A 26434-nucleotide genomic window follows, 5' to 3' on the forward strand; every position below is an offset into this window, starting at 1 on the left:
GATCCCCTCCCTTATTTCGCGGCGGCGGCGGCGCGCTGCAGCGCCCGCGTCACCATGATGCCGCCGACATGTTTGCGGTATTCGACCGGACCGCGCGCGTCCGCGGCCGGTGCCATGATCGCCGCGGCTGCCGCGGCTGCTGCCTTGAGCGTAGCAGCGTCGAGGCTGGTGCCGATCACCGCCTTGGCCGCGTCGGCCGCGAGAAGCGGCGTTTCGTGCAGATTAGTGAGCCCGATCGAGCAGGTAGCGACCTTGCCGCCGGCCATGGTGAGGACGACCGCGGCAGCGGCCGTGGCGTAGTCGCCGACCTTGCGCTTGAGCTTCTCATAGGCGTAGCCGTGACCGGCTGCGGGTACTGGCACCGAGACGGAGGTGAGGATCTCGCTGGGCTCGAGTGCGGTGAAATAGGCGCCCTGGTAGAAATCGGCCGCGGCGACATCGCGGGAGCCATTCGGGCCTTCGAGCCGATAGGTCGCCCCCAGCGTCATCATCAGCGCCGGCATGTCGTTGCCAGGATCGCCATTGGCGACGTTGCCGCCGATCGTGCCGCGGTAGCGCACCTGCGGGTCGGCGATCAGCAGCGCCGCCTCGTGCAGGATCGGCATCGCCTTGGCGACCTCGTCGGAGGCCAGCAAATCGTGTTGGGTGGTCATCGCGCCGATGATCAGGGCGTTGCCGTCGCGGCGGACGCCCTTGAGAGCGGCGATACCGTGGAGATCGACCAGATGGGCGGGGCTGGCGAGCCGCAGCTTCATCATCGGCACCAGGCTGTGCCCGCCGGCCAGTGGCCGCGCGTCCTCGCCGAGGTCGCCCAAGAGTTTGACGGCATCGGCGACACTCGCCGGCCGGTGATAGCTGAATGATCCCGGGATCATCGTTTCCTCCCATAGTCGTCCTTGGCGCTGACGGCGCGGACGTTGGAGGAAAGCTCACCCCCGGCGGGGCGGGTCGCAATCATTCGGGCACAAAGGCGGGCTTTTTGCACGAGTTGCGGGTGGGAACGCACGAATTGCGTCAGCGGTGGGGACGTATGGGAGGCTTGCTCCGGTGTAACCTCTCCCGCTTGCGGGGGAGGTCGACGCGCTCGGCAGCGCACTTGCGCGCCTGAGCGCGGCGGGTGGGGGCTCTCTCCTCTTTGGGATCTCTCTGCGGAGACACCCCCGCCCCAGCCCTCCCCCGCAAGCGGGAGAGGGAGCGCACTTCCCGAGTGGTCAGAGCCTCGTGTGGTCTGAGTCTTACGCCTGCCGCCGGTTCGCCAGCCCCAGCCTCGCCTTCACCTCGGCGATCTTGGCCCGGCTCACCGGCACCCGGTGCGGTGACGGGCCGTCGAGCTCGAGCACGGCGCCGTCGCCCTCTCTCCGGACCAGCGCGACATGGGGGATCGCGACGATATGGCTGCGGTGCACACGGAGAAACAGCGAGGGATCGAGCTGGGCCTCGGCTTCCGAGATCGACCACGGGCACATCCGCTCGCGGATGCCGTCATGGACGCGGGTGTAATGCGCGTCCGCCCGGACGCTCCGGACATTGGCCGTCTCGATGAAATGGGTGCCGTCGGCGCTTTCGACCGGCAGCCGGGGGACCGGCGCACGCGGCGGCTGGCCGAGACCGCCGAGCGGTCCCACCGGCCGCGTAGGCGTGGTCGGCGCAGCAATGAGTTCAATGGCGGCCGCCGCAACCGGCGACACAACGGGTTCTGCGACAGCATCCGCCGAAGCCTGACGCCGCTGGTCGGGAACCAGCGACAGAAGGAAGCCGGCGGCGATGACGAAGCACAGCACCGCCACGATGATCGACAGGATTTGTTGCGACGCGGCAAGGCCGCCGCCGACATGGTGATGCGACGCGCCCGTCAGCGGCTCGAAATGCATGCCCTGCATCGCGGTGTAATGCATGCCGGAGACGGCGATGCCGAAAACAATCGAGCTGACGATCAGCCTGATACCTTCCTGCTGCGCCAGGAAGGCGCGCAGGCCGCCATAGGCCGTGACGATCGCGACCACGACCGACAGCGCCACCATGGTCGGGTTGTGCACGATGCCGAAATGACCGGCGAGGCCATGGATGCCGACATAATGCATGCTGGCGATGCCGACGCCGAGCAGCACGGCGGATGACGCCACCCGCTTCAAGGTTGGCTCGCCGATCGAGACGAAGAAGAGGGAGACGCCGACCACCAGCGCGCAGATCAGGAACGAGATGATGGTGGGCAGAACCAGATAGGCCGTGTCGGGCGGCAGCGGCGCGGCCAGCATGCCGACGAAATGCATGGTCCAGATGCCGACGGCAAGAAACGCAGCCGCACCCGCGAGCAGAACGCGGTTACTGACGCCGGGCGTGTTGCGGATGCGAGCAGCAAGCGCAAAGCCGGTATAGCCACCCAGACTCGCGATCGCCACAGAGAGCGCGACGAGATAGGGATCGTGTCCTTCGAACATGATCTTGTCGGCCGCCCGTCTCCACGGAACGGTCTCCTCCCGCCGCCGACCTTACAGGGACGACGGCGGGATTGACAATCAGCGGCGTGTGAAGGGACCGCTACACAATTCCCGCTGCGACCTGGCCGCGCAGGCGTTCGAGGCCGTGCAGCGTCTCGGCGCAGGCGGCCGCGACCTCGATGCCCTTGGTCGTGAAGTGTCTGCGGAAGAAGTCGTAGTGCACCTCGGTCTCATGGAATTGCTGCGGCGTCAGCACGGCGGAGAACACCGGCACCTCGGTGCGCAGCTGCACGTCCATCAGCGCCTTGATCACGGTGTCGGCGACGAATTCGTGGCGATAGATGCCGCCGTCGACGACCAGGCCGGCCGCGACGATCGCGGTGTAGCGCCGGGTCTTGGCGAGCACTTGTGCATGCAGCGGAATCTCGAACGAGCCCGGCACCTCGAACACGTCGACATGGGTGAGGTGCCGCGCCTCGGCCTCCTTGACGAAGGCGATGCGGGCCTCCTCGACGACGTCGCGGTGCCAGCAGGCCTGCACGAAGGCCACCCGCTGCGGCTTGGCGAAGCGCGGGTGCTCGGTCACGGGAACCGGCGGCTGTGTGGGGGCTTGGGGATCTTGCAACATCTGATTCATGGCTTTCCTCAAAGGACCAGAATCAGGGCACACGGAACGACAAACAGCCGCACCTTGCGATGCGTCTGCCACCGACCGTTCTCTTTCATCCGGACTTTAACCGTCGGCTTCGGAGTTGCACCGAATCTGCTGACCCTTCCCTTCGGGAGACCCCTTGGGGAAGGCGCTCGCGGGCTTAGGCCTTTCGGCCCTTACCGCCGGTGGGGACTTTCACCCCGCCCTGAGAACATCGACCGTTCGGGATGAACGGCCTGAGTGGAAATATGCAGCCGGCGAACCGGCGCGGCAAGCGTGTTCCGCATGGGCAAATCGCATGGTCCCATGCTGCCGCGGCGGTTCGGGCCCTCGCAGGGCGGAATAAGCGATCAAGCGAGCCGGCGCGGATCCGATTCCGGTTTGTTCTCCCTCGTCGGGATCGGCGCGGCCCGGCGTTAAGAATTGTGGCGGAGATGAGCTGTGGACGAACGAGTCCTGGCTTGTGGACGGACTCGGGACCCCGTTGCGCAGATTCCGCAAATCACATCACTTGATCCGCGAAAGGCCCGCGCTGATCCGAGGGGATCGCGAGAGCGACCGGAGGGAACGACCCCAAAGTTCGCCGTCGCGCTTAGGGAGCGCACGCCGGCCCCAACCGTGTGCGTATCAAGGACAACAGGAAGGCAAGAGGTCGAGACGGCATGTCCCTGCTCGAAGGCACTATCGATTCCAAAAGCCACCCGCTTGCGGTGGTCGAGGATATCGCTGCCAGCAACAACTGGCCGTTCGAACGCTCCGGCGAAGACGAACTCACGATTGTCTCCAAGGGACAATGGACCGACTACCAAATCTCGTTCACGTGGATGGGCGAGATCGAGGCGCTGCATCTGGCGTGCGCCTTCGACATGAAGATTCCGGTCGCGCGCCGCGGCGAGGTGCAGCGGCTCGTCGCCGCGGTCAACGAGCAGCTGTGGGTCGGGCACTTCGATCTCTGGACCACCACTGGCATGATCATGCACCGCCAGGCCCTGGTGCTGCCGGGTGGCCTCACCGCCTCGACGGCGCAATGCGAAGCCATGCTCGCCGGCGCCATCCACGCCTGCGAGCGCTATTTTCCCGCGTTCCAGTTCGTGGTGTGGGCCGGCAAGACCACGACCGAGGCGATGGACGCCGCGATGTTCGACACGGTCGGAGAGGCGTAAGGCTCGTCTCCGAAGATAGCGTGGGAGCATCCGCTCCCTCCTCCGTCGTCCCGGACGAGCGAAGCGAAGATCCGGGACCCATACCGCGCCGCTTCTCTCTCCTTATCGTCGTCCCTGCGAACGCAGGGACCCATACCGCGTGATGGCCCCTGTGGCACGCGGCTTGTTGCCAACACCTTCATCCACTAGAACCGCCTGTGGTTATGGGTCCCCGCGTCCGCAGGGACGACACTGAGTGTGTTGGCGGCAACAATGGCAAACAACCTCCTTCAAAACATCACCGGCACCATCGTGCTGGCCGGCGCCGGCAAGATGGGCGGCGCGATGCTGACCGGATGGCTGGCAGGCGGTCTCGACCCGCGCCGCGTCGCGGTGGTCGATCCGTTCATCTCGCCCGAGATCAGCGCGCTGGCCGCCAAGGGCGTCGCGCTCAATCCTGAAATGGCGGCGGCAGGCCGGGTGGAGACGCTGGTCGTCGCGGTGAAGCCGCAGATGTTCCGCGAGGCCGGCGCGAAGCTGAAATCATTCGTCTCGGACCAGACGTCGGTGGTGTCGATCATGGCGGGAACCACGATCGCCTCACTCGAGGAAGTCTGCGGCGGCGCCGTGGTGCGCGCGATGCCGAACACCCCGGCCGCGATCGGCCGCGGCATCACCGTCGCGGTCGCGGCAACGAGCGTCAGCGCGGGCCAGCGCGAACTGGCCGATGCGCTGCTGCGCGCCACCGGCTCGGTCGAATGGGTCGAGGATGAAGGGTTGATGGACGCGGTGACCGCCGTCTCCGGCTCCGGGCCGGCCTATGTGTTCCTGCTCGCCGAAGAGCTGGCGCGGGCCGGCGTCGAGGCCGGGCTGCCCGAAGCGCTGGCAACGAAGCTCGCGCGCGAAACGGTCTCCGGCTCCGGCGAGTTGCTGCACCAGTCGGAACTTCCGTCGGCCACGCTGCGCCAGAACGTCACCTCGCCCGGCGGCACCACCGCTGCGGCGCTCAGCGTGCTGATGGGCGAGCCGGGCCTGCGCGACCTCATGATCCGCGCGATCGCGGCCGCGACGAAGCGGTCGAAGGAATTGGCGAAATAGGCCGATCAAAAAACGCTTCGGCCGAAGGCGAGGCGATCCCGGCTGTTGCCGACAGGGAGAGGAAGCGTGAACCTCTACGCGAAACTTCTCGAACGACAGGCCGAAGGTCGTCCCATCAGGATCGGGCTGATCGGGGCCGGCAAATTCGGTGCAATGTACCTTCATCAGGTTCTGCGCACGCCGGGCGTCCATCTCGTCGGGATTGCGGACCTGTCACCGGCGCGCGCGCGCGAAAACCTGAACCGGGTTGGCTGGCGGTCCGAGCAATTCGCAGCGACCTCGCTGGAAGACGCCCTCACGAACGGCACGACCTTCCTGACCGACGATTGGGAAGCCCTGCTGAAGTGCGACGGCATCGAGCTGATCGCCGAGTGCACCGGCAATCCCGTCGCCGCAGTCGAACACTGCCTCGGCGCCTTTTCCGCGGGCAAGGCGGTCGTCAACGTGACCGTCGAGGCCGATGCCTTTTGCGGACCGATCCTCGCACAGCGGGCAAGGCAGGCCGGTGTGATCTACAGCCTCGCCTATGGCGATCAGCCGGCGCTGGCCTGCGACCTCGTCGATTGGGCGCGGGCCTGCGGTTTCCCGGTCGTCGCCGCGGGCCGCGGCCACAAATGGCTTCCGCACTATCGGGAGTCCACGCCCGAAACGGTCTGGGATCATTGGGGACTCACCGCCGAGCAAGCCGCGCGCGGCGGCATGAATCCAAAGATGTTCAACGCATTCCTCGACGGCTCGAAGCCGGCGATCGAATCCGCCGCGATCGCCAACGCGACCGGGCTGCAGGCCCCCTCGCAAGGCCTCGCATTCCCGCCGGGATCGGTCGACGACATCCCGACGCTGATGCGCCCCCGCTCCGAAGGCGGCGTGCTGGAAGCCAAGGGCCAGGTCGAAGTCGTGTCCTGCCTGACAGCAGAGGGCAAGCCGATTCCCAACGACATCCGCAAGGGCGTCTGGGTCTGCTTCGAAGGCGACAGCGAGTACATCCGCAATTGCTTCCAGGAATACAGCGTCGTCACCGATCCCAGCGGCCGCTACATGAGCTCCTACAAGAAGTGGCACCTCATTGGTCTCGAGCTCGGCATTTCCGTCGCCTCGATCGCTCTGCGCAAGGAGGCGACGGGAGTCGCAACCACGTTCAACGCCGATGTTGCGGCCACGGCCAAGAAGGATTTGCGCGCGGGAGATACGCTGGACGGAGAAGGCGGCTATACGGTTTTCGGCAAGCTGACGCCGGCCAGCACGTCAATTGCAAAGGGTTATCTGCCGCTCGGGCTTGCCCACAATGTGCGATTGACCAGGGCTGTCGCAAAGGATGCCTGCATCAGCTGGGCCGACGTGGCGATCGACGAGACGCTGCCTGCCGTGCGTATCCGGAAAGAACAGGAAGCGTTCTATACGTCGCCGGGAGCGCGGAAGGCGGGCTGAAGCGAAGCTACGCTCCGAGTCGCTTGTTGAACATCGCGACATTGACGAGCCCGCGCGCGTGGCGGCCCTCGCCGAGTTTTCGCGAGCCCTCGAACGCCTCGACCTCGAAGCGGATGACGCGGCGCTCGACCGCGACGACCTTCGCAGTGGTCCGCACTGTTGCGCCGACGAGGGCGGCGGCGAGATGGCGGATGTCGACCTCGGTGCCGACCGTGACCCAGCCCGGCTGGAGCGCGGCGCGGATCGCATCGCCCGAGGTCATCTCCATTTCCAGGATCATCATCGGCGTCGCATAGACCATGGGCATGCCGGGCACGAAATGCCCAACCGTGCGCTCCACCGGCACCACGAGCGTGCGCTCGGCGCTCATGCCTACTTTGATGAAGTCGCGTGCGTCCATGATGCTTGCTCGATGTCGTCCCGGACAAGCGAAGCGCAGATCCGGGACCCATAACCACAGGGCGTCGTGGTTACGGGGACTCGGAGTGATCGCTTCGCCAGATAACCACTCCCAGTGGTTATGGGTCCCCGCCTTCGCGGGGACGACAGCCGTGATTGCTGCAACGGCGATGGATGTCGTACCGCGAGTGGCTACTTCTTCGCCGCCGCCGCACGCTCCACAAAGGTCTTGCCGCCCTTCATCTTGTGGCGGAGCGGGGCTTCGTTGATCTGGATGACGACGGCATCGGCGTCGACGCCGAGATTCTTGACGAGTGCCTGCGTGATGTCGCGCATCATGCCGGCCTTCTGCTCGTCGGTGCGGCCTTCGGCCATGCTGACGGTGATCTCAGGCATTGTTCTCTCCCTGCTGTTGTCGTCATGGCCGGGCTTGTCCCGGCCATCCACGTTCTTATCCATCAAACAGGACGTGGATGCCCGGGACAAGCCCGGGCATGACGATCCCAGCGAATGGCTAGCCCCAGCTCACGTCATGGCGGGCCAGGACCTCGCGCACCTTCGCGACGAGATCGGCTTCGCTGCACGAGAATTGCGCCGGCCGGCTCTCGCGCCATTCCTGGTTGGAGGCGATCGCGGCCGCAGCTTTCGCGCCCTCGATCAGGTCCTTGATCTGCAGCTCGCCGCGCGCCTTTTCATCCGAGCCCTGGATGATGACGCAAGGTGAGTGGCGGCGATCGGCGTATTTGAGCTGGTTGCCCATGTTTTTGGGATTGCCGAGATAGAGCTCGGCGCGGATGCCGGCGCTGCGCAAGGACGCCACCATCTTCTGGTAATCGGCGACACGGTCGCGGTCGAACACGGTGACGACGACGGGGCCGAACTCGGGGCGCGTGTCGAGCTTGCCGAGCAGCGTCAGCGCAGCCTGCAGCCTGGACACGCCGATCGAGAAACCTGTCGCCGGCACCGGCTCGCCGCGGAAGCGCGAGACGAGGCCATCGTAACGTCCGCCCCCGCCGACCGAGCCGAAGCGCACCGGGCGCCCCTTCTCGTCCTTGGTCTCCAGCAGCAGTTCGACCTCGTAGACGGGGCCGGTGTAATATTCGAGGCCGCGCACGACGGACGGATCGATCTTGATGCGGTCCGCACCATAACCGGATGCCGTCACCAGCTTGGCAATCTCTTCCAGCTCGCTCACGCCGGCCTGACCGACTTCGCTCTTGGCGAGATAGGTTTCCGCCGCGGCGATCGCCTCTTTCCAATCGTCGCGCGGCCTAGTGATGGCGAGAACGACGTCGGCTTCGGCGGCGCTTAAGTTGGCGCCCTTGGTGAAGTCGCCCTTGCCTTCCTCGCCGCCATCCCATCGTCCGGGACCGAGCAGCTTGCGCACCTCGTCGGCGGAAAACTTGTCGAGCTTGTCGATCGCGCGCAGCACGGTCAGCCTGCGGCCCGCATTCTCCTCGCCACCAAGGCCGATCGCCTCGAGCACGCCGTCGAGCACTTTGCGGTTGTTGACCTTTACGACATAGGAGCCGCGCGCGATGCCGAGCGCCTCCATCGTGTCCGCAGCCATCATGCAGATCTCGGCATCCGCCGCCGGCGTCGCCGAGCCGACCGTGTCGGCATCGAACTGCATGAACTGGCGGAAGCGGCCGGGACCGGGCTTCTCGTTGCGGAAGACGTAGCCGACGCGATAGCTGCGATAGGGCAGGACCAGCGCATCGGTGCCGTAGCGCTCGCCGACATAGCGGGCGAGCGGCGCGGTCAGATCGTAGCGCAGGCTGATCCACTGCTCGTCGTCGTCCTGGAACGAGAACACGCCCTCGTTGGGGCGGTCCTGGTCGGGCAGGAACTTGCCGAGCGCGTCGGTATATTCCATCGCCGGCGTCTCCACCGGCTCGAAGCCGTAGAGCTCGTAGACGGCGCGGATCTTCTCGACCATCTCGCGCGTCGCCCGGATCGCGGCGGGATCGCGATCCTCGAGCCCGCGCGGCAGGCGCGCCTTCAACTTCTGGGGTTTTTTGGGTTTCTCGGCCATGCGCGGCGTTTACCAGCCGCGGCGCGAGGCGGCAACCGGTGCCTTTTCCCCTCGCCCCTTGTGGGAGAGGGTGGCTCGCCGCGGTAGCGGCGAGACGGGTGAGGGGTTCTATCCGCGAATCCAACTGTTTTGGGAATTCGCGGAGGCAGACCCCTCATCCGGCGCTTCGCGCCACCTTCTCCCACAAGGGGAGAAGGAAGAAAGCGCCTACGGCTGCTCCATCCGCGCCCTCAGGGCATCGGCATCCGCCTTCGGCAGCGATTTCAGCGTCGGCTTGATGGTTTCGCCGCCGACAATCTTGCCATTGCGCATGAACATCCAGTCCGAGATGTCGGCTTCGGCGAACTCGACCTTGTCGCCTGCCCGCTTGCCGGGCAGGTCCCGCGGCTGGTTGGCGAAAAAGCCCGAATAGCCTCCGTTCGGCAGCTTCTTCACCTCGGCGATCCAGATGTGCTCGCCGCCCTTGCGGGTATTGAAGCGCACCTTCAGGGAATGGCCTTCCTCCGACGGCTTCGGCGATGCATAGGAGGCCCAGAAGGTCGGCAGCGTGCCGCGGGCGCGTGCGATCGCGGCATTCATTTCGGGATCGCTGGTGCGCACGTCGACGATCGGCGAGCGGTCTTCCGCCACGACTTCCTGCGTCGGGCCGATGGTCAGGATGCCGAAGACGGAGATGCCGGTGATGGCGGCGAGAACGGCCCATTTCATGGGTTGGGAGAGTTTTGTTGCCATGTCTGCGATGTCCAGGATGCCTCAACGTGTCCTGGCTTTGTCGCATGTCGGCAGCAGCGCGTTCAGTGCGCAATAGGCCACAGCCGTTGCGCGTTTCCCCTCTCCGCGCGGGAGAGGAGACATGCATTCGCCATTGATCAAATAACCTTGCGGACCGAGCCTTACGCAGCCGCCTGCCGGCCCTTCGGCTGCACCTCGGCGGCAAAGTCCGTCATGAGCACCTCGCAGATCGCGCCTGGCTTGAAGCGCCACTGCGCGATTTCGGCAACCGGCGTCACTTCGGCCGCCGTCCCCGTGATGAAGCACTCGGAAAATCCCGCGAGCTCCTCCGGCATGATGCGCCGCTCCACCACCTCGATGCCGCGTCGGCCCGCGAGCTCGATCACCGTCGCCCGCGTGATGCCGGGCAGGAAGCAATCGGCGATCGGCGTGTGGAGCTTGCCGTCCTGCGCGAAGAAGATGTTGGCTGCCGTGCATTCGGCAACGCGGCCCTCCCAGTCCAGCATCATCGCGTCGGTATAGCCCTTCCGTTCGGCGCGGTGCTTGGAGATGGTGCAGATCATGTAGAGGCCGGAGGCCTTGGCGAGCGCCGGCGCCGTGCGCGGATCGGGCCGCCGGTAGTCGGCGAGATCCATACGGATGCCCCTGAGCTTCACGGCCGGATCGAAATAGCTCGGCCAGTCCCAGGCGGCGATGGCGAGGTGAATGAAATTATTGGACGCCGCAACGCCCAACATCTCCGAGCCGCGCCAGGCGACCGGGCGCAAATAGGCGTTCGGCAGATCGTTCCGGTCGACCACGAGTTGCTTGGCGGCATCGATCTCGGCAACCGAATAGGGAATCTCGAAGTCCAGGATGTTGGCCGAAGCCTTCAGCCGCAAGGAGTGCTCGGTGCTTCTGAACACCGTGCCGTCATAGGCCCGCTCACCCTCGAACACGCAGCTTGCATAATGCAGGCCGTGGGTCAGCACGTGCACATTGGCCTCCTGCCACGGCACGAGCTTGCCGTCGAACCAGATCACGCCGTCGAGCTTGTCGAACGAAACTCCCATGGTCGCTTCTCCCGGGTTGCTGGCAATGGGCACGCGCCGGCCCGTGCCCGGAGCGTCAGCTCCGGGGCTAGGGGACGTATCGCGTGTGTCTTGGGGCGCGGCGGAAAAACTCCGCCGCCGGTTACAGGACCTTGCGGATCCAGTTGTGCGGATCGTTGGTGCGACCGTACTGGATGTCGACGAGCTGCTTGCGCAGGCCCATGGCGACGGGGCCGGCGGCGCCGCCCGAGATCTCGAAATCGCCGCTCACCGAGCGCACCTTGCCGATCGGCGAGATGACGGCGGCGGTGCCGCAGGCAAACGCTTCCTTCAGCTTACCGCTCGCCGCGTCCTTGCGCCACTGATCGATCGAGTAAGGCTCCTCGCGCACAGTCTTGCCGGCATCCTTCGCCAGCGCGATGATGGAGTCGCGGGTGATGCCGGGCAGAATGGTGCCGAGCGGCGGCGTCAGCAGCGAGCCGTCGTCGAACACGAAGAACACGTTCATGCCGCCGAGTTCCTCAACGTACTTGCGCTCGACCGCATCGAGGAAGACGACCTGATCGCAGCCGTGCTGGATCGCTTCGGCCTGGGCGCGCAGGCTCGCGGCATAATTGCCGCCGCACTTGACGGCGCCGGTGCCGCCGACCGCAGCGCGCGTGTAGTTCTCGGAGACCCAGATCGACACCGGGGCGGGTCCGCCCTTGAAGTAGGAGCCGACCGGCGAGGCGATCACCGCGAAGATGTATTCGGACGACGGCTTCACGCCGAGGAAGGTCTCGCTCGCGATCATGAAGGGCCGCAGATAAAGGCTGCCCTCGCCGCCCGGCATCCACGCGCGGTCGATGCGCACGACCTGCTCGACCGCCTCGATGAATACGTCCTCCGGGATCTGCGCCATCGCCATGCGGTCAGCGGAGTCCCTGAAGCGCCGGGCATTGGCGTCGGGCCGGAACAGGTTCACGCCGCCGTCGTCGCGCTTGTAGGCCTTGAGGCCTTCGAAGATCTCCTGGGCGTAGTGCAGGACGGCGCCGGCCGGATCCATCTGGAAGTTGGCGCGCGCCTCGATCTTCGCCTCGAACCAGCCACCCTTGGCCTGGTTGTAGCGGACGATGGCCATGTGGTCGGTGAAGACCCGTCCGAAGCCGGGATCGACCAGCTTGGCGACACGGTCTTTTTCGGATGTCGGATTGGATGCGGGCTGGATGTCGAATTTCATGCTCATGTCCTTGGCTCCCGCTGCCGATGGCGGCGCTGTTCTGGCGCCCGCCTGCCCGCTTCCGGGCCCGGCTGGCTTGATTGGTTTCTGGCCGAACCACCGCCAGCCTTGTTACGGCCGGTTTCCGTGGCCAGCATGTCGGGCAGGACATGCTTTTGCGGAAGGCGGAAGTCCAGTATGTTTTGCCGAAATGCCGCTCGACAATCGCACGGTAGATCTGATCCGGCCGTCGTCGCCTGTCCGGCTTTCTCCGGCCGCCATGCTTCGACGCCACCCGACGCGATACGATCTAAAATTTCGTGCGGGCTGATCGTTTTGTAACATTGAACCCAAGATACGTCAATATGCCTGACATAAATTTCGCGACGTCCTCTCAGGAAGCTGCCGGATCCAGGCCGGCCGCAGGCGATGGAGGCAATTTGCGCTGGGATATCATCGAGCTGCTGTTCTTCGCCTATCGCGATTTCGTCGGCGATCCCGACCAGGAGCTGGAGGCTTTCGGCTTCGGCCGGGCCCATCACCGGGTCATGCATTTCGTCTATCGCTATCCCGGCCTCAAGGTCGCCGACCTGCTCGACGTCCTGCGCATCACCAAGCAATCGCTCGGCCGCGTGCTCAAGCAGCTGCTGGACGAGGGCTACATCGTGCAGAAGACCGGCGACAATGATCGCCGCCAGCGGCTGCTCTACGCGACGCCGAAGGGCGAGGCGCTGGTGCAGAAGCTCGCAGGCCTGCAGACCACGCGGATCACCAAGGCACTCGCCGAGATGAGCCCGCAGGATGCCGAGACGGTGAAGCGCTTCCTGCGCGCGATGATCGACCGCGACGATCCGGACAAGGTGCTCGAGACGATCTTCGCGTCCGTCAATCAAGACACCAAGGAGTGATTGTGCCGCTCGCTGCCACTCTCGCCCGCCCGCCGGCTCGCCCGGCCGATGACGCGCCCCATCTGCTGCTGGTCGACGACGACCGCCGCATCCGCGACCTGCTCTCGCGCTTCCTCGCGGCCGAAGGCTACCGCGTCACCACCGCCGCCAGCGCCGGCGATGCAAGGTCGAAATTGCTGGGCCTGCATTTCGACTTGCTGATCCTCGACGTGATGATGCCCGGCGAGACCGGCTTCGATCTCGCCCGCTTCATCCGCACATCCTCCTCGGTGCCGATCGTGATGCTGACGGCGCGGCACGAGGCGGAGGCCCGCATCGAGGGCCTGCAGATCGGCGCCGACGACTACGTGGCAAAACCGTTCGAGCCGCGCGAGCTGGCGCTGCGCATCAACAACATTCTCAAGCGCGCCGCTCCGCCGCCGCAGGCCACGACCGTCGAGAAGATCGCCTTCGGTCCCTACATCTATCACCTCGATCGCGGCGAGCTGCGCCAGGGCGAGGAGGTCATCCACCTCACCGACCGCGAGCGCGAGATGCTGCGCATCCTCTCGGAGACGCCGGGCGAGACCGTGCCGCGCAGCGCGCTGACCGGAAATGGCAGCGTCAACGAGCGCGCCGTCGACGTGCAGATCAACCGCCTCCGGCGCAAGATCGAGACCGACCCCGCCAATCCGCTGTTCCTGCAGGCGGTGCGCGGCATCGGCTACCGGCTGGTGGCCTCGCCATAACGCAAGTGAAGCGCGCCAGATGAGCACGATCGATACCGGCCTGACGCTGCTCCGAAGCGCCGCCGGCCGCGTCTCCGCCGTCAATGGCTGGATGGGCAACGCATTCAAGGGCTGGATGCCGACCGGCCTCTATGCCCGCGCGCTCCTCATCATGATCGTGCCGATGGTGATCCTTCAGTCGGTCGTCGCCTTCGTGTTCATGGAGCGGCACTGGAACACGGTGACGCGCCGCCTGTCGGCCGCCGTGGTGCAGGACATCGCCGCGCTGATCGACGTCTACAAGGGCTATCCGCAGGACAAGGACCGCAACGAGATCCGCCGCATCGCGCAGCAGCGCCTCGGCCTCGTGGTCGACTTCCTGCCCGCCGGCGACATGCCGCCGCCGGGACCAAAGCCGTTCTTCTCGCTGCTCGACCAGACGCTGTCGGTGCAGCTCGGCCGCCAGATCGGCCGCTCGTTCTGGATCGACACGGTCGGCCGCTCCAATCTCGTCGAGATCCGCATCCAGCTCGACGATGCCGTGATGCGCGTGTTCGCGCAGCGCAGCGCCGCCTATGCTTCGAACTCGGAGATCTTCCTGTTCTGGATGGTCGGCACGTCGTCGATCCTCCTGATCGTCGCGGTGCTGTTCCTGCGGAACCAGATCAAGCCGATCCTGCGGCTCGCGGACGCCGCCGAAAGCTTCGGCAAGGGCCGCGAAGCCCCGAACTTCCGCCCGCGCGGCGCGCGCGAGGTGCGGCGCGCCTCGATTGCCTTCCTCGAGATGAAGTCGCGCATCGAGCGCACGATGGAGCAACGCACCGCGATGCTCGCCGGCGTCAGCCACGATCTGCGCACCATCCTGACCCGCTTCAAGCTCGAGCTGGCGCTGATCGGCGACAGCCCCGAGCTCGACGGGATGCGCAAGGACGTCGACGAGATGTCGATGATGCTCGAGGACTACCTCGCCTTTGCCCGCGGCGATTCCGGCGAGCAGTCGCAGCCGACCGACATGGCGCAGGCACTTGAGGAGCTGCGCGGCGACGCCGAGCGTCACGGCCATACCGCGACCGTCGCATTCCACGGCCTGCCCGTGGTGACGGTGAAGCCGGCCTCGTTCAAGCGCTGCCTCGCCAACCTCGTCACCAACGCGGCGCGCTACGGCAAGAGCATCGCCATCACCGGACAGCGCGATCACCGTTATTTGACCGTGACGGTTGACGACGACGGCCCCGGCATTCCCACGCATTTGCGCGAAGAAGTGTTCAAGCCGTTCCTGCGGCTGGACAACGCCCGCAACCAGGACGAAGGCGGCACCGGCCTTGGCCTCGCCATCGCCCGCGACATCGCCCGCTCGCATGGCGGCGACATCACGCTGGGCGACAGCCCGATGGGGGGATTGAGGGCGAGCGTGAGGATACCGGTGTAGGTGGCTCTTCCCTTCTCCCCCTGTGGGGAGAAGGTGGCGCGAAGCGCCGGATGAGGGGTTGCTTCGGCAAATTCAAAAGCAAGAGTGCCGCACCCGGAGAGAGACCCCTCACCCGTCTCGCCGCTTCGCGGCGAGCCACCCTCTCCCACAAGGGGAGAGGGAAAGAGGCCTACTTCGGCAGCAGCGCCTTCAGCTTGTCCATGTCGCGCACGTTCATCTTGAAGCCGCCCGGCATCACGATGTCGCCGGGCTTCTGCTCCGGCTTGCAGGCGCCGAGCCATTTCGCTTCGAGAGTCATCGCGGTGTCGCGGCCCGCGGCACCTGCGGCGCCGCCCTGCGCGTGCGAGGTGGTCTTCACCGTATAGGCCGAGTTGAAATCGCCCGTGATCTCGGCATGCGAGGTCGTGCTGATGCCGGCGACGCTGCACTCGGAATCGCTGACATAGCCGGCCGCGGTCTTCTTGACGTCCTGCTTGGAGCAGATCTGCTTGGCCATCGGGGAGACGTTGTTGTTCATCTCCTTGTCGACGGTCTCGTCGGTGCAGTGCTGCATGGTCATCTCTGGCACCGGCCCGCCGGTGCGAACCATCTTCAATTCCCAGAGGCCGGCCTTGCGCACGGGCAGATCTTCGGCGCTGGCGCTGCCTGCCGACAGGACGAGGCAAAGGCTTGAGCCGAGCAAAGCGAGTTTGCGCGTCATGTGGGAATCTCCCGGCTGCGAGATGGCGGCGCTATTTGAGCGCTCTGATACGATGGGTCTCAGTACAGCGTGCGGATCGGCTGCTCGGCGGCGCCGTACGGCACCCAGCGGCAGGAGAACGAGATGTAACCGCCCTCATAGGCCTGCACGGCGAGGAATTTGACCACCTTGCCGTAGCGCGCGCAGTGATCGACCGCGACCTGACGGGCATCGACCTGGGTGGCCATCGAATAGGCGATGATGCCGCCGGTGTCATTGCCCTTGAACGGCGGCACATAGTCGGCACGCGCCGGCTGGCTCGCCGTCAGACCCGAGGCAACCAGGCTCGCAAGAAGGCCCGCGGCCGCAATGATTCGCATTCCCGTCACTCCAATTGATTGGCCGCCAGTTTACGGTGCCGGACTGGAAGTGAAAAGAACCGATGCCCTGCCGACTGCGACGTTGTGGTCAACTCCTGGCGAAGTGTTGCCGCGCTGCACTTGACCTACCCCGGCCTTCGCGGCACCGTCCGGCCTTCGCTAGACTTCAGCCGTCCGGATTGACCATGCGCGCCTCCTCCCCGAAATCGCTCCGCTTTGCCGCTTTGCTCGGCCTCCTGTTCGGGGCGATGTCGCTCGGCGAGGCCAGGGCCGCCAACCCGCTCGAATTGAACTTCTGGCTGAGCGGGCCGCGCTACGACGGGACCGTCGCCGATTGTGACAGGGCGCTGCCGACCATCGCCACCCAGTTCTGGGAAAAGGAAAGCACGTTCTGGAATTCCTCGTTGAAGATCACCGGCTTCTCCGCCGTGCGCGAGACCGCGTTCCGGCCCTGGCAGTCCGACAACATTCCGCGCCGCTATTGCACCGCTGACGCCATGCTCAACGACGGCAAGATGCGCAAGGTGCATTACTCGCTGATCGAGGATGGCGGCTTCGCCGGCTACGGCAACGGCGTCGAGTGGTGCGTGGTCGGGCTCGATCGCAACTGGGCCTACAACCCGGCCTGCCGCGCCGCCAAGCCCTGATTCGAAGACCGGATTTCGGCCGATCAACCGGCCGGACGGCGCTCGCTCGAATTTTGTTCTTGAAATGTTCCTATCGCCTGCTAGGCTTCCCTGCACAGTCTAGTTGAGGGGCGTCGCCATGTTTCATTCCAGATTGCGTCCGTTCTGCCGCCTGATGATCTCGCTGGCCCTCGCCGCCGGGCTCGCCACTCTCGCCGGCGGCGCCAAGGCCCAGGACAAGCGGCAGAACGCGCCGGGCGCGTTCGATTTCTATGTGCTGTCGCTGTCGTGGTCGCCTTCGTTCTGCGAGGAGGCCGCCGAGCGGGGCGGACGCTCCCAGATCCAGTGCAGCGGGCGGCCCTACGCTTTCGTCGTGCATGGGCTGTGGCCGCAATATGAGAACGGCTTCCCGGAATATTGCCAGCGCCCATCGCCCCGGCTGAACCGCAACATCGTCTCCTCGATGCTCGATCTGATGCCGGCGCCGGGCCTGATCTTCAACGAATGGGACAAGCACGGCACCTGCTCGGGCCTCGAGGGTCGCAGCTATTTCGAGACGATCCGCAAGGCGCGCGCCGCGATCAAGATTCCCGCCGAATATCTCGATCTGTCGCAAGCCAAGACCGTGTCGCCGGCGGAGGTGGAGGAGGCCTTCATCAAGGCCAATCCGGGGCTGAGCAATGCCGCCGTCTCGGTCACCTGCAACCGGACCCGGCTGTCCGAGGTCCGCATCTGCCTCAGCAAGGACCTGCAGTTCCGCGCCTGCGAGGAAACCGACCGCCGCGCCTGCCGCCGCGACCAGGTGACGATGCCGCCGATCAGGGGCGGCTAGCTCCGTCATTGCGAGCGCAGCGAAGCAATCCAGAGTGCCTCCGCGGACGCATTTCTGGATTGCTTCGCTGCGCTCGCAATGACAAGGGGTTAGGATCGCGCAAGACAACGTAGTCCTATTCCCATGAATTACCGCCACGCCTTCCACGCCGGCAGCTTCGCCGATGTCATCAAGCACATCGTGCTGGCGCGCATCATCACCTATCTGCAGGACAAGCCGGCGGCGTTCCGCGTCATCGACACCCATGCCGGCGCCGGCCTCTACGATCTCGACAGCGACGAGGCGCGCCGGAGCGGCGAATGGCTGACCGGCATCGCGCGGCTGATGCAGGCCCGGCTCTCGAACGAAAGCGTGGCGCTGGCAAAACCCTATCTCGACATCGTCCGCGCCTTCAATCCGAAGGGGGAGCTCAAGGCGTATCCGGGTTCGCCGCTGATCGCGCGCGGCCTGCTCCGGCCACAGGACCGCCTCGTCGCCTGCGAGCTCGAGCCGAAGGCACGGAAAGCGTTGATCGGCGCGCTGCGCCGCGACGAGCAGGCCCGCGTGGTCGATCTCGACGGCTGGGTGGCGCTGCCGGCCTTCGTGCCGCCAAAGGAGCGGCGTGGCCTCGTGCTGATCGATCCGCCGTTCGAGGCAAAGGACGAGTTCGAACGGCTGGGCGATGCCTTCGCCACGGCCTTCGCGAAATGGCCGACCGGCATCTACCTCATCTGGTATCCGGCCAAGAGCCGGCGCGCCACCGAGCTGCTGGCGCAGACCGTGGCGCGGCTCGCAGCCGCAGCAAAACCACCGGGAAATTGTCTGCGCCTCGAGTTCAGCGTCGCGCCCCAGCTCGAGGGCGGAGCGCTGGCCTCCACCGGGCTCTTGATCGTCAATCCGCCCTACACGCTGCAGGGCGAACTCAAGACCATCCTGCCCGAGCTGGAGATGCCGCTCGGCCAGGGCGGCGCTGCCAGATTCCGATTGGAGGTCCCCAAGCTCTAGCGAGAGGCCGTAACACTCCGGCATTCTTGGGAAAAATATGCAGGAGCGGTAGTCAATCCGCAGAGAACCGTATTATGCTGTTTTCGTGACTGGCTTTACGTTCCGCTTCCGCGAATGGTTGCGGCGGAGTGAAGGCCTAAGAAAGATCCGGCCGGACCGCTCAGGTCCGCCCAAGGATGGCCAGCTCTCCCGGGCTCCGTAACGCCCGGTCATGTCGCGACGTGTGTCTGCGTCGCGGCGGAGGAGCAATGAGGGGGAGTTTCCCGATGGCCATGACGGGAACGGTTAAGTTTTTCAACGGCGAACGCGGCTACGGATTCATCAAGCCTGACGACGGCGGCCGCGACGTCTTCGTGCATATTACTGCTGTGGAGCGGGCCGGACTGAAGGACCTTGCGGAAGGACAGCGCATTACTTTCGAAGTCGAACCCGACAAGAAGGGGAAGGGACCAAAGGCGGTCAATCTCGTCATCCTGTCTTAGCGGGCCCGACGCGCAACATTCGGCGCAATATTTCGCGCAAAAAAATCCCGGCCGCGAGCGGCCGGGAGGTTGTTGTCCGGTAGTTTCTTCTTCAGCTATCAGAAGCGATAGTTCACGCCTGCGCGCACAACGCTGGCGCTATAGCCGTTTGACACGCCCGTAATTGCGAACTGGGTCGTCGACAGGTCGATGTAGAGATATTCCAACTTGGCGCTCCAGTTCGGTGTGAGGCCGACTTCCGCACCTGCGCCGATGGTCCAGCCGGCGGTCGTGTGCGATTCCGACCAGCCGAAGGTCTGCGCGCGCAGCTCGCCGAAGGCGAGGCCGGCGGTGCCGTAGAACAGCACGTTGTTGAAGGCATAGCCGGCGCGGCCGCGCAGGGTACCGAACCACGGATTGGAGAACTTCCACGGCGCGAAGGTGTCGTCGGCGCCGGCGGCCTGGATGTCGCCTTCGACACCGAACACGAACGGGCCGTTCTGGAAATTGTAGCCGGCCTGCACGCCGCCGACGAAGCCCGAGGGCTTGGAGGGATTGTTGTCCACCGAGCCCCACTCGTAGCCGATGTTGCCGCCGAGATAGGGACCGGCCCAGCTATACGCATTGAGCGGCTGGTTGACGGTATAGGGGGCGCGCTGCCCGTAATTCATGTCGGCGGCATCTGCCGAAGCTGTCCAGCCGGCTGCAACCAACGCGGCTGCGCCCACAACGAGCCTCTTCATCACTTAACTCCAACGCAACTGCCGTCCCCGGATGCAGCGCCCGCACCGCCGCGCGAGGCGAACCGCATGGTTACGGAACCACCACTTTTTCGCGTAAGATTTATCGAGAGTTTTAAGTTAAAGGGCTGTTAAGCGGGGTTACCGCGCTGTTAACAGACTTAAGGATGCGTTACCGGGAACTGCGCCGCCGTCCTGTGCGTGCGGCAGCGCCGGAACTTCAAATCGGCTCCCCCAGCGCCTAAATTCGCTCCATGGTTCACGATTCCACCGACGATCCGGACGACCGCGCGCGCAAAGCGCCGCGGACCGCGGCCAGCGACGCGCCGCCCGACTTCGATCCCGCCACGGCGACCGCCGACGACGAGGACGATTCGCGGCTGCCCGACATCCTCGAAGAGAGCGGCACGGTCGGCGAGGAGCCGCTGGCGACCGGCCATGAGGCGATCGAGCGCGCGGTCCGGCTCGCCCCGACCTCGCCCGGCGTCTATCGCATGCTCAGCGCCAATGCCGACGTGCTCTATGTCGGCAAGGCCAAGAACGTCAAAAAGCGCCTGTCCAGCTACGCCCGGCAAAGCGCGCCGCTGCCCGCCCGCATCCTGCGCATGATCGCCGCCACGGTGACGGTGGAGATCGTCTCGACCAACACCGAGACCGAAGCGCTGCTGCTGGAAGCCAACCTCATCAAGCAGCTGCGGCCGCGCTTCAACGTGCAGCTCCGCGACGACAAGTCGTTCCCCTACATCCTGATCAGCGGCGACCATTGGGCACCGCAGATCCTCAAGCATCGCGGCGCCCAGAGCCGGCCCGGGCGCTATTTCGGGCCATTCGCTTCCGCCGGCGCGGTCAACCGCACCATCACGGCCCTGCAGCGCGCGTTCCTGATCCGCTCCTGCACCGATTCTTTCTTCGAGAGCCGCACCAGGCCCTGCCTGCTCTACCAGATCCGTCGCTGCGCCGGCCCCTGCACCCGCGAAATCGACTTCGGCGGCTATACGACGCTGGTGCGCGAGGCGAGCGACTTCCTGTCCGGCAAGAGCCATGCGGTGAAGCAGGAACTCGCCGGCGAGATGGAGAAGGCCGCGGGTGAGCTCGAGTTCGAGCGCGCCGCGCTTTACCGCGACCGCCTCGCTGCGCTCTCGGCGATCCAGTCGCAGCAGGGCATCAATCCGCGTACGGTGGAGGAAGCCGACGTGTTCGCCGTCCACCAGGAGGGCGGCTTCTTCTGCGTGGAAGTGTTCTTCTTCCGCACCGGCCAGAACTGGGGCAACCGCGCCTATTTTCCGCGCGCGGAGAAGTCATTCACCCCGGAAGAGGTGCTGGGCTCGTTCCTCGCCCAGTTCTACGACGACAAGCCGCCGCCGAAGGTCATCCTGCTCTCGCACGAGATCGAGGAGAGCGAGCTGCTCGCCAATGCGCTGGCGATCAAGGCCGGCCACAAGGTCGAGGTCCTTACGCCCAAGCGCGGCGAGAAGAAGGAGCTGGTCGCTCACGCGCTCACCAATGCGCGCGAGGCGCTCGGCCGCAAGCTCGCCGATACCGCCACGCAAAGCCGCCTGCTCGACGCCATGGCGACGACGCTGAACCTGCCGCATCCGCCCAAGCGCATCGAGGTCTACGACAACAGCCACATCCAGGGCACCAATGCGGTCGGCGCCATGATCGTCGCCGGCCCCGATGGTTTCGTGAAGAACCAGTACCGCAAGTTCAACATCAAGTCGGAAGGGATCACGCCGGGCGACGACTTCGCCATGATGCGCGAGGTACTGGAACGCCGTTTCAAGCGCCTGATCAATCCGCCGGAGGACGGTGCCAAGGCCAAGGACGACGATTTCCCGCAATGGCCCGACCTCGTTATCATCGACGGCGGCCGCGGCCAGCTCAACGCCGTCCGCGAGATCTTTACGAATCTCGGCCTGACCCAGGTGTCGCTGATGTCGGTCGCCAAGGGGCCGGACCGGGACGCCGGCCGCGAGACCCTGTTCATGCCGGAACGCGAGGCCATCAAGCTGGAGCCGCGCGACCCCGTGCTCTATTTCATCCAGCGCCTGCGCGACGAGGCCCACCGCTTTGTCATCGGCTCGCACCGCAAGCTGCGCAAGAAGGACATCCGCGAGGCGGGTTTGCAGGAGATTCCGGGCATCGGCCCGTCACGCAAACGCGCCTTGCTGCACCATTTCGGGACCCTGAAGGAGATCGAACGCGCCTCGATCGCCGATCTCGGCAAGGTTCCGGGGGTGAGCGCCGAAAGCGCCCGCAGGATTTTCGACTATTTCCATCCCCAGCCGGGATGAATTAAAGGGGGCTGCGGTCATATGGTCGTTGCATCACGCACCCCATCTAGGGAGCGGAACGGTTGACCTTCAGGCACGAGCGGTATTGGTAGGACGGATGAACATCGCCACGACACGAGGGACGACCAGCCGCGCGATGTCCCTCCCGAACCTCCTGACCTATGGCCGGATCGCCGCGATCCCGGTCGTGGTCGGGTGCATCTACGCCCAGTCGATTCTGGACCAGCCGCTTTGGTTGCGCTGGGTCGCGGTCGCCATCTTCATCGCGGCCGCGGTCACCGATTACCTCGACGGCTATTATGCGCGAATCTGGAATCAGCAATCGGCCTTCGGCCGGATGCTCGATCCGATCGCCGACAAGCTGCTGGTCGCCTCGTGCCTCTTGATGCTGGCCGCCGACGGCATCATCCATGGCTGGTCGCTGTGGGCCGCCATCGTGATCCTGTGCCGCGAGATCCTGGTCTCGGGCCTGCGCGAATACCTTGCCGCGCTCCGGGTCAGCGTGCCCGTCACCAAGCTTGCGAAGTGGAAGACCACGGTCCAGCTCGTCGCGATCGGCTTCCTGCTCGCGGGACCCGCCGGCGACGAGGTCGTGCCAATCGTTTCGATGATCGGCCTCGTGCTGCTGTGGGCCTCGGCGATCGTGACCATCTACACCGGCTATGATTACTTCCGCGCCGGCATCCATCACCTCATCAAGGAGGACGAGGGATGAAGGTGAAATATTTCGCCTGGGTGCGCGAGCGCGTCGGCAAGGCCGAGGAGACGATCGAGCCGCCCTCGACGGTGCGCACCGTCGAGGAACTGATCGCCTGGCTGTCGGGCCAGAGCGAGGCTTATGCCTATGCGTTCGAGAAGCCGAAGGTGATCCGCACGGCGATCGACCACACCCACGTCAAATCGGACGCCGCGATCGCCGGCGCCCGCGAGATCGCGTTCTTCCCGCCGATGACCGGCGGCTAGTCCATGACGTCCCATGTCACCCCCTGCCCCGTCGCCATCCGCATTCAGGAAGACGATTTCGACATCGCGCGCGAGATCGCGGTCCTCACCAAGAGCCGTACCGACATTGGCGCGGTGGTGAGCTTCTCCGGCATCTGCCGCGCTGACGATGACAGCGCCAAGGTCGCGGCGCTCACGCTCGAGCATTATCCTGGGATGGCCGAGGACGAGATCAGGCGTCATGCGGACGAGGCCATTTCGCGCTGGCCGCTCAACGGCGTCACGGTGATCCATCGCGTCGGCCGCTTCATGCCGGGCCAGAACATCGTGCTGGTGCTGACGGCGTCGCAGCACCGCCAGGCCGCATTCCAGGCCGCCGAGTTCCTGATGGATTACCTCAAGACCAGTGCCCCGTTCTGGAAGAAGGAAGAGAGCGCCACCGGCACCGGCTGGGTCGAGGCCCATGCCCGTGACGACGAGGCCGCCGCACGCTGGACCAAATCCTGATGGCAAGAGTTGCGAAGAAGACGACACGCGGTCGCGCGGCGCCCAAGCTCGCGAAGGTGGGAAGCGGCGAGCTTCTCACGCTGCTCGATTTCGTGCGCTATGCGGTGAGCCGCTTCGTCGAAGCCAAGCTCGCCTTTGCCCATGGCACGACCGACCCGGTCGCGGAAGCGGCCTTTCTGGTCAGCGAGGCCCTGCACCTCAATCCCGACCAGTTCGAGAGCTTTGCCCACGCGCGCGTGACGATCGCGGAAGGCAAGACCATCCTCAACCTGATCCATCAACGCGTCACCACGCGCAAACCGGCCGCCTATCTCGTCAACAAGGTCTACATGCGCGGCCTGCCCTTCTATGTGGACGAGCGCGTCATCGTTCCGCGCTCCTTCATCGGCGAGCTCTTGGATTCGCATTTCGGCGGCGAAGAAGGCGCGGGAACGTTGATCGACGATCCCACGGCGGTCGAGCGCGTGCTCGATCTCTGCACGGGATCGGGCTGCCTTGCGATCCTAGCCGCCCATCATTTCCCGTATGCGGCGATCGATGCCGTCGACATCTCCAAGGGCGCGCTCGAAGTCGCCAGGCGCAATGTCGAGGAATACGGGCTCGATGAACGGATCACGCTGCATCGCGGCGACCTGTTCGCCCCGCTCGGCGATATCAGGTACGATTTGATCATCACCAATCCGCCCTATGTCGACGCGGAAGGCATGGCCGCGCTGCCGCCCGAGTGCCGGGCCGAACCCAAGCTCGCCTTCGACGGCGGCGCCGACGGCCTCGACGTGGTCCGCCGCATCCTGGCCGAGGCCCCCGCTCATCTGACGCCGGATGGCGGGCTGATCTGCGAGATCGGCCGCGGCCGCGACCTGGTCGACGAAGCCTTCCCGGAACTGCCGCTGCTCTGGCTCGACACCGAGGATTCCGAGGGCGAGGTGTTCTGGATTTCGGCGGCCGACCTCGCCTGATCCGTCGCAGCCTGCCGCTCCGGCGGAACAAGTCAATTTCCGCCACGTTCATCTCCGCGAACGACTTTTCTTGCTCTCGGAGGATGTCCGTATGCTCGCGCCATCGGGCGAATTGCTGCGCGCCGGCATGGCGCTGAAGCTCAATCACGTCAAACGTGCCGCGCAATCCTATCTGCGCGACCAGACCAGCCACGCCACGGGCAAGGTAACGTCCTATGCCGTGGCGGGCGGGCTGTTTGCGGCCGCGGGCCTGTTCGCGGTCGCGGCCTGCTTCGTCGGGCTGATCGCGCTGTACCGCTGGGTCGCCATCACTTACGGGCAGTTCTGGGGCTTTGGTGCCGTCGGCGCGGTGCTGCTGGTGCTGGCCGCGATCTGTGCCGGCGTGGCATCAGCCCAGATGAAGCGTAAAAACAGGCCGATCGTGCCACTCACCAGCCGTCTGCGCGTTGCCATCGCGACCCCGCGAATTCCGCGCGGAACGGTCAAGGAGGCGGTGAAGGAGGTCGCGACCGCGATTCCCCTGGCGCCGCTCGCACCGGGCGACCGCCGTCGTGGCGCCAGAGCCTCGCCAGCGCGCACCAACCGTCCCGTGCAGCTTGGCCTGATGCTCGCAGCCATTGGACTGGCGGGGTTCACGGCGGCGCGCCGCAGGCGTCAGAGCCATCGATTGGATGCCTGATGCTGGTCCGGCGCTCCGATCAGATCGACTCCTGGCTACTGGTAGCGGCGACCGCGGTCTTTGTACTGACGGCGGAGCGCTACTTCCAGGACACCGGCTTGATCGGTTCGGGGCCGCCGCAGGACCACCGTAACGGCGAGGCGAATTCGCCGGAAACACATCCCGCGCACGCCGCCGTGCAGCCCGGCCATGGCCGCAGCGCCAAGAGCCCGTTCGAGATCCCCTGGGCGGGCTGGAAGGATATCTTCTGGCGCACCTATCAGCGCATCGACGACGATCGCCTGCTCGCAACGGCGGGCGGCGTCGTGTTCTTCGGGCTGCTCGCGATCTTTCCGGCGGTCACGGCACTGGTCTCCTCCTACGGCCTGTTCGCCGATCCCGCGACGATCAGCGCCAATCTGCAGACGCTGGCGACCCTGCTGCCGCAGGGGTCGTTCCAGATCGTCGAGGATCAGGTCGCGCGCGTGGTCTCGAACGGCAACACCACCCTCGGTGCCACCTTCCTGTTCGGCCTCGTCCTTGCGATCTGGAGCGCCAATGCCGGGGTCAAATCGATCTTCGATGCCCTGAATGTCGCCTATGAGGAGCGCGAGAAGCGCGGCTTCATCAAGCTCAATCTGGTGTCGCTGGCCTTCACGATCGGCGGCATCGCAGCTCTCTTGCTGATGGTGGGGGTCGTCGTCGCCTTCCCGCTGGCGCTCGATCATCTCGGCATGGCGCCCGAAAGCAAGCTGATCGTGGCCCTGGCACGATGGCCGCTGATGTTCCTCATTCTGCTGGCGGCGCTCGCCGTTCTCTACCGCTTGGCGCCCAGCCGCGACGCGCCGCGCTGGCAATGGCTGAGCCTCGGCGCGTTGGCCGCCGCCATCCTCTGGATCGCCGGCTCGGCGCTGCTGTCCTTCTATCTCTCGAAATTCGCCAATTACAACGCGACCTACGGCTCGCTCGGCGCAGCGATCGGCCTGATGACCTGGATGTGGATGTCGGCGATCGTCATCATGTTCGGCGCCGAGCTGAATTCGGAGATCGAACGGCAGACGCTGAAGGACACGACCACCGGACAGCCCAAGCCGCTCGGCACCCGCGAGGCCGTCTCCGCCGACACCGTCGGTGCCGCCGCGCCGTCCTGACATGACGCCGGCCTGAACGCGCGA

General features: G+C 65.6%; 29 protein-coding genes and 1 riboswitch. Of the genes, 17 read left to right on the forward strand and 12 right to left on the reverse strand.

Annotated elements, in window-relative coordinates:
* Nucleotides 1–11: 11 nt before the first annotated feature.
* The 3 genes from QRQ56_RS35955 to QRQ56_RS35965 all read right to left on the reverse strand — a co-directional run bounded on the left by QRQ56_RS35955 (nucleotide 12) and on the right by QRQ56_RS35965 (nucleotide 3075).
* Complete coding sequence (locus tag QRQ56_RS35955) at nucleotides 12–875, reverse strand: FAD binding domain-containing protein (RefSeq protein ID WP_438746313.1); 864 nt, start codon at nucleotides 873–875, stop codon at nucleotides 12–14.
* 360 nt (nucleotides 876–1235) lie between these two features.
* Complete coding sequence (locus QRQ56_RS35960) at nucleotides 1236–2438, reverse strand: MHYT domain-containing protein (protein ID WP_438746314.1); 1203 nt, start codon at nucleotides 2436–2438, stop codon at nucleotides 1236–1238.
* A gap of 100 nt (nucleotides 2439–2538) precedes the next feature.
* Entirely contained in the window at nucleotides 2539–3075 is a 537-nt protein-coding gene (locus tag QRQ56_RS35965) for a 6,7-dimethyl-8-ribityllumazine synthase (RefSeq protein WP_438746316.1), read from the reverse strand.
* Between the two features lie 73 nt (nucleotides 3076–3148).
* A riboswitch (FMN riboswitch) is annotated at nucleotides 3149–3307 on the reverse strand.
* Between the two features lie 445 nt (nucleotides 3308–3752).
* Between QRQ56_RS35965 and QRQ56_RS35970 the strand changes: the two genes are divergently transcribed.
* The 3 genes from QRQ56_RS35970 to QRQ56_RS35980 all read left to right on the forward strand — a co-directional run bounded on the left by QRQ56_RS35970 (nucleotide 3753) and on the right by QRQ56_RS35980 (nucleotide 6758).
* Nucleotides 3753–4253, forward strand: coding sequence for a YbjN domain-containing protein (locus QRQ56_RS35970; protein WP_438746318.1), 501 nt, complete (start codon nucleotides 3753–3755; stop codon nucleotides 4251–4253).
* 252 nt (nucleotides 4254–4505) lie between these two features.
* A complete protein-coding gene (proC, locus tag QRQ56_RS35975; protein WP_438746319.1) occupies nucleotides 4506–5330 on the forward strand; it encodes a pyrroline-5-carboxylate reductase in 825 nt (274 codons plus the stop codon).
* A 66-nt stretch (nucleotides 5331–5396) separates the two neighbouring features.
* Nucleotides 5397–6758 (forward strand): NAD(P)H-dependent oxidoreductase, encoded by a 1362-nt coding sequence (locus QRQ56_RS35980; RefSeq protein WP_438746320.1) that lies wholly within the window; start codon nucleotides 5397–5399, stop codon nucleotides 6756–6758.
* A 7-nt stretch (nucleotides 6759–6765) separates the two neighbouring features.
* Here the strand turns inward: QRQ56_RS35980 and QRQ56_RS35985 are convergent, their stop codons facing one another.
* From QRQ56_RS35985 to QRQ56_RS36010, 6 genes are all read right to left on the reverse strand, one after another.
* A complete protein-coding gene (locus QRQ56_RS35985; protein WP_438746321.1) occupies nucleotides 6766–7158 on the reverse strand; it encodes a thioesterase family protein in 393 nt (130 codons plus the stop codon).
* Nucleotides 7159–7349: 191 nt separating this feature from the next.
* The gene (locus QRQ56_RS35990; protein WP_438746322.1) at nucleotides 7350–7616 is read right to left on the reverse strand and encodes a tautomerase family protein; all 267 of its coding nucleotides are present in this window, start codon (nucleotides 7614–7616) and stop codon (nucleotides 7350–7352) included.
* A 55-nt stretch (nucleotides 7617–7671) separates the two neighbouring features.
* Nucleotides 7672–9192: a histidine--tRNA ligase gene (gene hisS / locus QRQ56_RS35995; protein ID WP_438746324.1), complete on the reverse strand. Its 1521-nt coding sequence runs from the start codon at nucleotides 9190–9192 to the stop codon at nucleotides 7672–7674.
* Between the two features lie 207 nt (nucleotides 9193–9399).
* Entirely contained in the window at nucleotides 9400–9924 is a 525-nt protein-coding gene (locus tag QRQ56_RS36000) for a YegJ family protein (RefSeq protein WP_438746326.1), read from the reverse strand.
* A gap of 161 nt (nucleotides 9925–10085) precedes the next feature.
* The gene (locus QRQ56_RS36005) at nucleotides 10086–10976 is read right to left on the reverse strand and encodes a branched-chain amino acid aminotransferase (RefSeq protein ID WP_438746328.1); all 891 of its coding nucleotides are present in this window, start codon (nucleotides 10974–10976) and stop codon (nucleotides 10086–10088) included.
* A 121-nt stretch (nucleotides 10977–11097) separates the two neighbouring features.
* Nucleotides 11098–12180, reverse strand: a complete 1083-nt coding sequence (locus tag QRQ56_RS36010) for a branched-chain amino acid aminotransferase (protein ID WP_438746330.1) — start codon at nucleotides 12178–12180, stop codon at nucleotides 11098–11100.
* Nucleotides 12181–12518: 338 nt separating this feature from the next.
* On the opposite strand from QRQ56_RS36010, the gene QRQ56_RS36015 reads away from it, so the two are divergent.
* Genes QRQ56_RS36015 through QRQ56_RS36025 form a run of 3 tightly spaced genes read left to right on the forward strand, consistent with a single transcriptional unit; the run spans nucleotide 12519 to nucleotide 15197 of the window.
* Nucleotides 12519–13061 carry a MarR family winged helix-turn-helix transcriptional regulator gene (locus tag QRQ56_RS36015; protein WP_438746331.1) on the forward strand — a complete coding sequence of 181 codons (543 nt, stop codon included), beginning with the start codon at nucleotides 12519–12521 and terminating at the stop codon, nucleotides 13059–13061.
* Nucleotides 13058–13789, forward strand: coding sequence for a response regulator (locus tag QRQ56_RS36020; protein ID WP_438746333.1), 732 nt, complete (start codon nucleotides 13058–13060; stop codon nucleotides 13787–13789). The genes QRQ56_RS36015 and QRQ56_RS36020 overlap by 4 nt, the downstream gene beginning before the upstream one ends.
* Nucleotides 13790–13808: 19 nt before the next feature.
* Nucleotides 13809–15197 (forward strand): ATP-binding protein, encoded by a 1389-nt coding sequence (locus QRQ56_RS36025; RefSeq protein WP_438746335.1) that lies wholly within the window; start codon nucleotides 13809–13811, stop codon nucleotides 15195–15197.
* 169 nt (nucleotides 15198–15366) lie between these two features.
* Here the strand turns inward: QRQ56_RS36025 and QRQ56_RS36030 are convergent, their stop codons facing one another.
* Together QRQ56_RS36030 and QRQ56_RS36035 are read right to left on the reverse strand one after the other, a co-directional pair.
* Nucleotides 15367–15897, reverse strand: a complete 531-nt coding sequence (locus QRQ56_RS36030; RefSeq protein WP_438746337.1) for a DUF3617 domain-containing protein — start codon at nucleotides 15895–15897, stop codon at nucleotides 15367–15369.
* Nucleotides 15898–15956: 59 nt separating this feature from the next.
* Nucleotides 15957–16256 carry a hypothetical protein gene (locus QRQ56_RS36035; RefSeq protein ID WP_438746339.1) on the reverse strand — a complete coding sequence of 100 codons (300 nt, stop codon included), beginning with the start codon at nucleotides 16254–16256 and terminating at the stop codon, nucleotides 15957–15959.
* A 185-nt stretch (nucleotides 16257–16441) separates the two neighbouring features.
* On the opposite strand from QRQ56_RS36035, the gene QRQ56_RS36040 reads away from it, so the two are divergent.
* From QRQ56_RS36040 to QRQ56_RS36055, 4 genes are all read left to right on the forward strand, one after another.
* Nucleotides 16442–16903 carry a hypothetical protein gene (locus tag QRQ56_RS36040; protein ID WP_438746340.1) on the forward strand — a complete coding sequence of 154 codons (462 nt, stop codon included), beginning with the start codon at nucleotides 16442–16444 and terminating at the stop codon, nucleotides 16901–16903.
* 118 nt (nucleotides 16904–17021) lie between these two features.
* On the forward strand, nucleotides 17022–17714 hold the full coding sequence (locus QRQ56_RS36045) for a ribonuclease T2 family protein (protein WP_438746341.1): 693 nt from the start codon (nucleotides 17022–17024) through the stop codon (nucleotides 17712–17714).
* 123 nt (nucleotides 17715–17837) lie between these two features.
* Complete coding sequence (locus QRQ56_RS36050; RefSeq protein WP_438746342.1) at nucleotides 17838–18698, forward strand: 23S rRNA (adenine(2030)-N(6))-methyltransferase RlmJ; 861 nt, start codon at nucleotides 17838–17840, stop codon at nucleotides 18696–18698.
* Between the two features lie 266 nt (nucleotides 18699–18964).
* The gene (locus tag QRQ56_RS36055; RefSeq protein WP_008544396.1) at nucleotides 18965–19180 is read left to right on the forward strand and encodes a cold-shock protein; all 216 of its coding nucleotides are present in this window, start codon (nucleotides 18965–18967) and stop codon (nucleotides 19178–19180) included.
* A 98-nt stretch (nucleotides 19181–19278) separates the two neighbouring features.
* Here QRQ56_RS36055 and QRQ56_RS36060 read toward each other — a convergent pair whose 3' ends face one another.
* Nucleotides 19279–19902, reverse strand: a complete 624-nt coding sequence (locus QRQ56_RS36060) for an outer membrane protein (RefSeq protein WP_438746343.1) — start codon at nucleotides 19900–19902, stop codon at nucleotides 19279–19281.
* 251 nt (nucleotides 19903–20153) lie between these two features.
* Here QRQ56_RS36060 and uvrC point away from each other — a divergent pair, with 251 nt between their 5' ends.
* The 7 genes from uvrC (at nucleotide 20154) to QRQ56_RS36095 (ending at nucleotide 26410) form a co-directional block, all read left to right on the forward strand.
* Nucleotides 20154–22193, forward strand: a complete 2040-nt coding sequence (uvrC, locus tag QRQ56_RS36065; RefSeq protein ID WP_438746344.1) for an excinuclease ABC subunit UvrC — start codon at nucleotides 20154–20156, stop codon at nucleotides 22191–22193.
* 97 nt (nucleotides 22194–22290) lie between these two features.
* Nucleotides 22291–22908 carry a CDP-diacylglycerol--glycerol-3-phosphate 3-phosphatidyltransferase gene (pgsA, locus tag QRQ56_RS36070; protein WP_438746346.1) on the forward strand — a complete coding sequence of 206 codons (618 nt, stop codon included), beginning with the start codon at nucleotides 22291–22293 and terminating at the stop codon, nucleotides 22906–22908.
* Nucleotides 22905–23156: a molybdopterin converting factor subunit 1 gene (moaD, locus tag QRQ56_RS36075; protein WP_438746348.1), complete on the forward strand. Its 252-nt coding sequence runs from the start codon at nucleotides 22905–22907 to the stop codon at nucleotides 23154–23156. Before pgsA ends, moaD begins: the two co-directional genes overlap by 4 nt.
* Before the next feature lie 3 nt (nucleotides 23157–23159).
* Nucleotides 23160–23642: a molybdenum cofactor biosynthesis protein MoaE gene (locus QRQ56_RS36080; RefSeq protein ID WP_438746349.1), complete on the forward strand. Its 483-nt coding sequence runs from the start codon at nucleotides 23160–23162 to the stop codon at nucleotides 23640–23642.
* Nucleotides 23642–24601 (forward strand): 50S ribosomal protein L3 N(5)-glutamine methyltransferase, encoded by a 960-nt coding sequence (gene prmB, locus QRQ56_RS36085; RefSeq protein ID WP_438746351.1) that lies wholly within the window; start codon nucleotides 23642–23644, stop codon nucleotides 24599–24601. The genes QRQ56_RS36080 and prmB overlap by 1 nt, the downstream gene beginning before the upstream one ends.
* A gap of 91 nt (nucleotides 24602–24692) precedes the next feature.
* Nucleotides 24693–25280, forward strand: a complete 588-nt coding sequence (locus tag QRQ56_RS36090) for a phage holin family protein (RefSeq protein ID WP_438746352.1) — start codon at nucleotides 24693–24695, stop codon at nucleotides 25278–25280.
* Nucleotides 25280–26410 (forward strand): YihY/virulence factor BrkB family protein, encoded by a 1131-nt coding sequence (locus QRQ56_RS36095; protein ID WP_438746353.1) that lies wholly within the window; start codon nucleotides 25280–25282, stop codon nucleotides 26408–26410. Before QRQ56_RS36090 ends, QRQ56_RS36095 begins: the two co-directional genes overlap by 1 nt.
* The last annotated feature ends 24 nt before the right edge of the window (nucleotides 26411–26434 follow it).

It is taken from the genome of Bradyrhizobium sp. U531 (assembly GCF_051710265.1).
GTDB lineage: Bacteria > Pseudomonadota > Alphaproteobacteria > Rhizobiales > Xanthobacteraceae > Bradyrhizobium.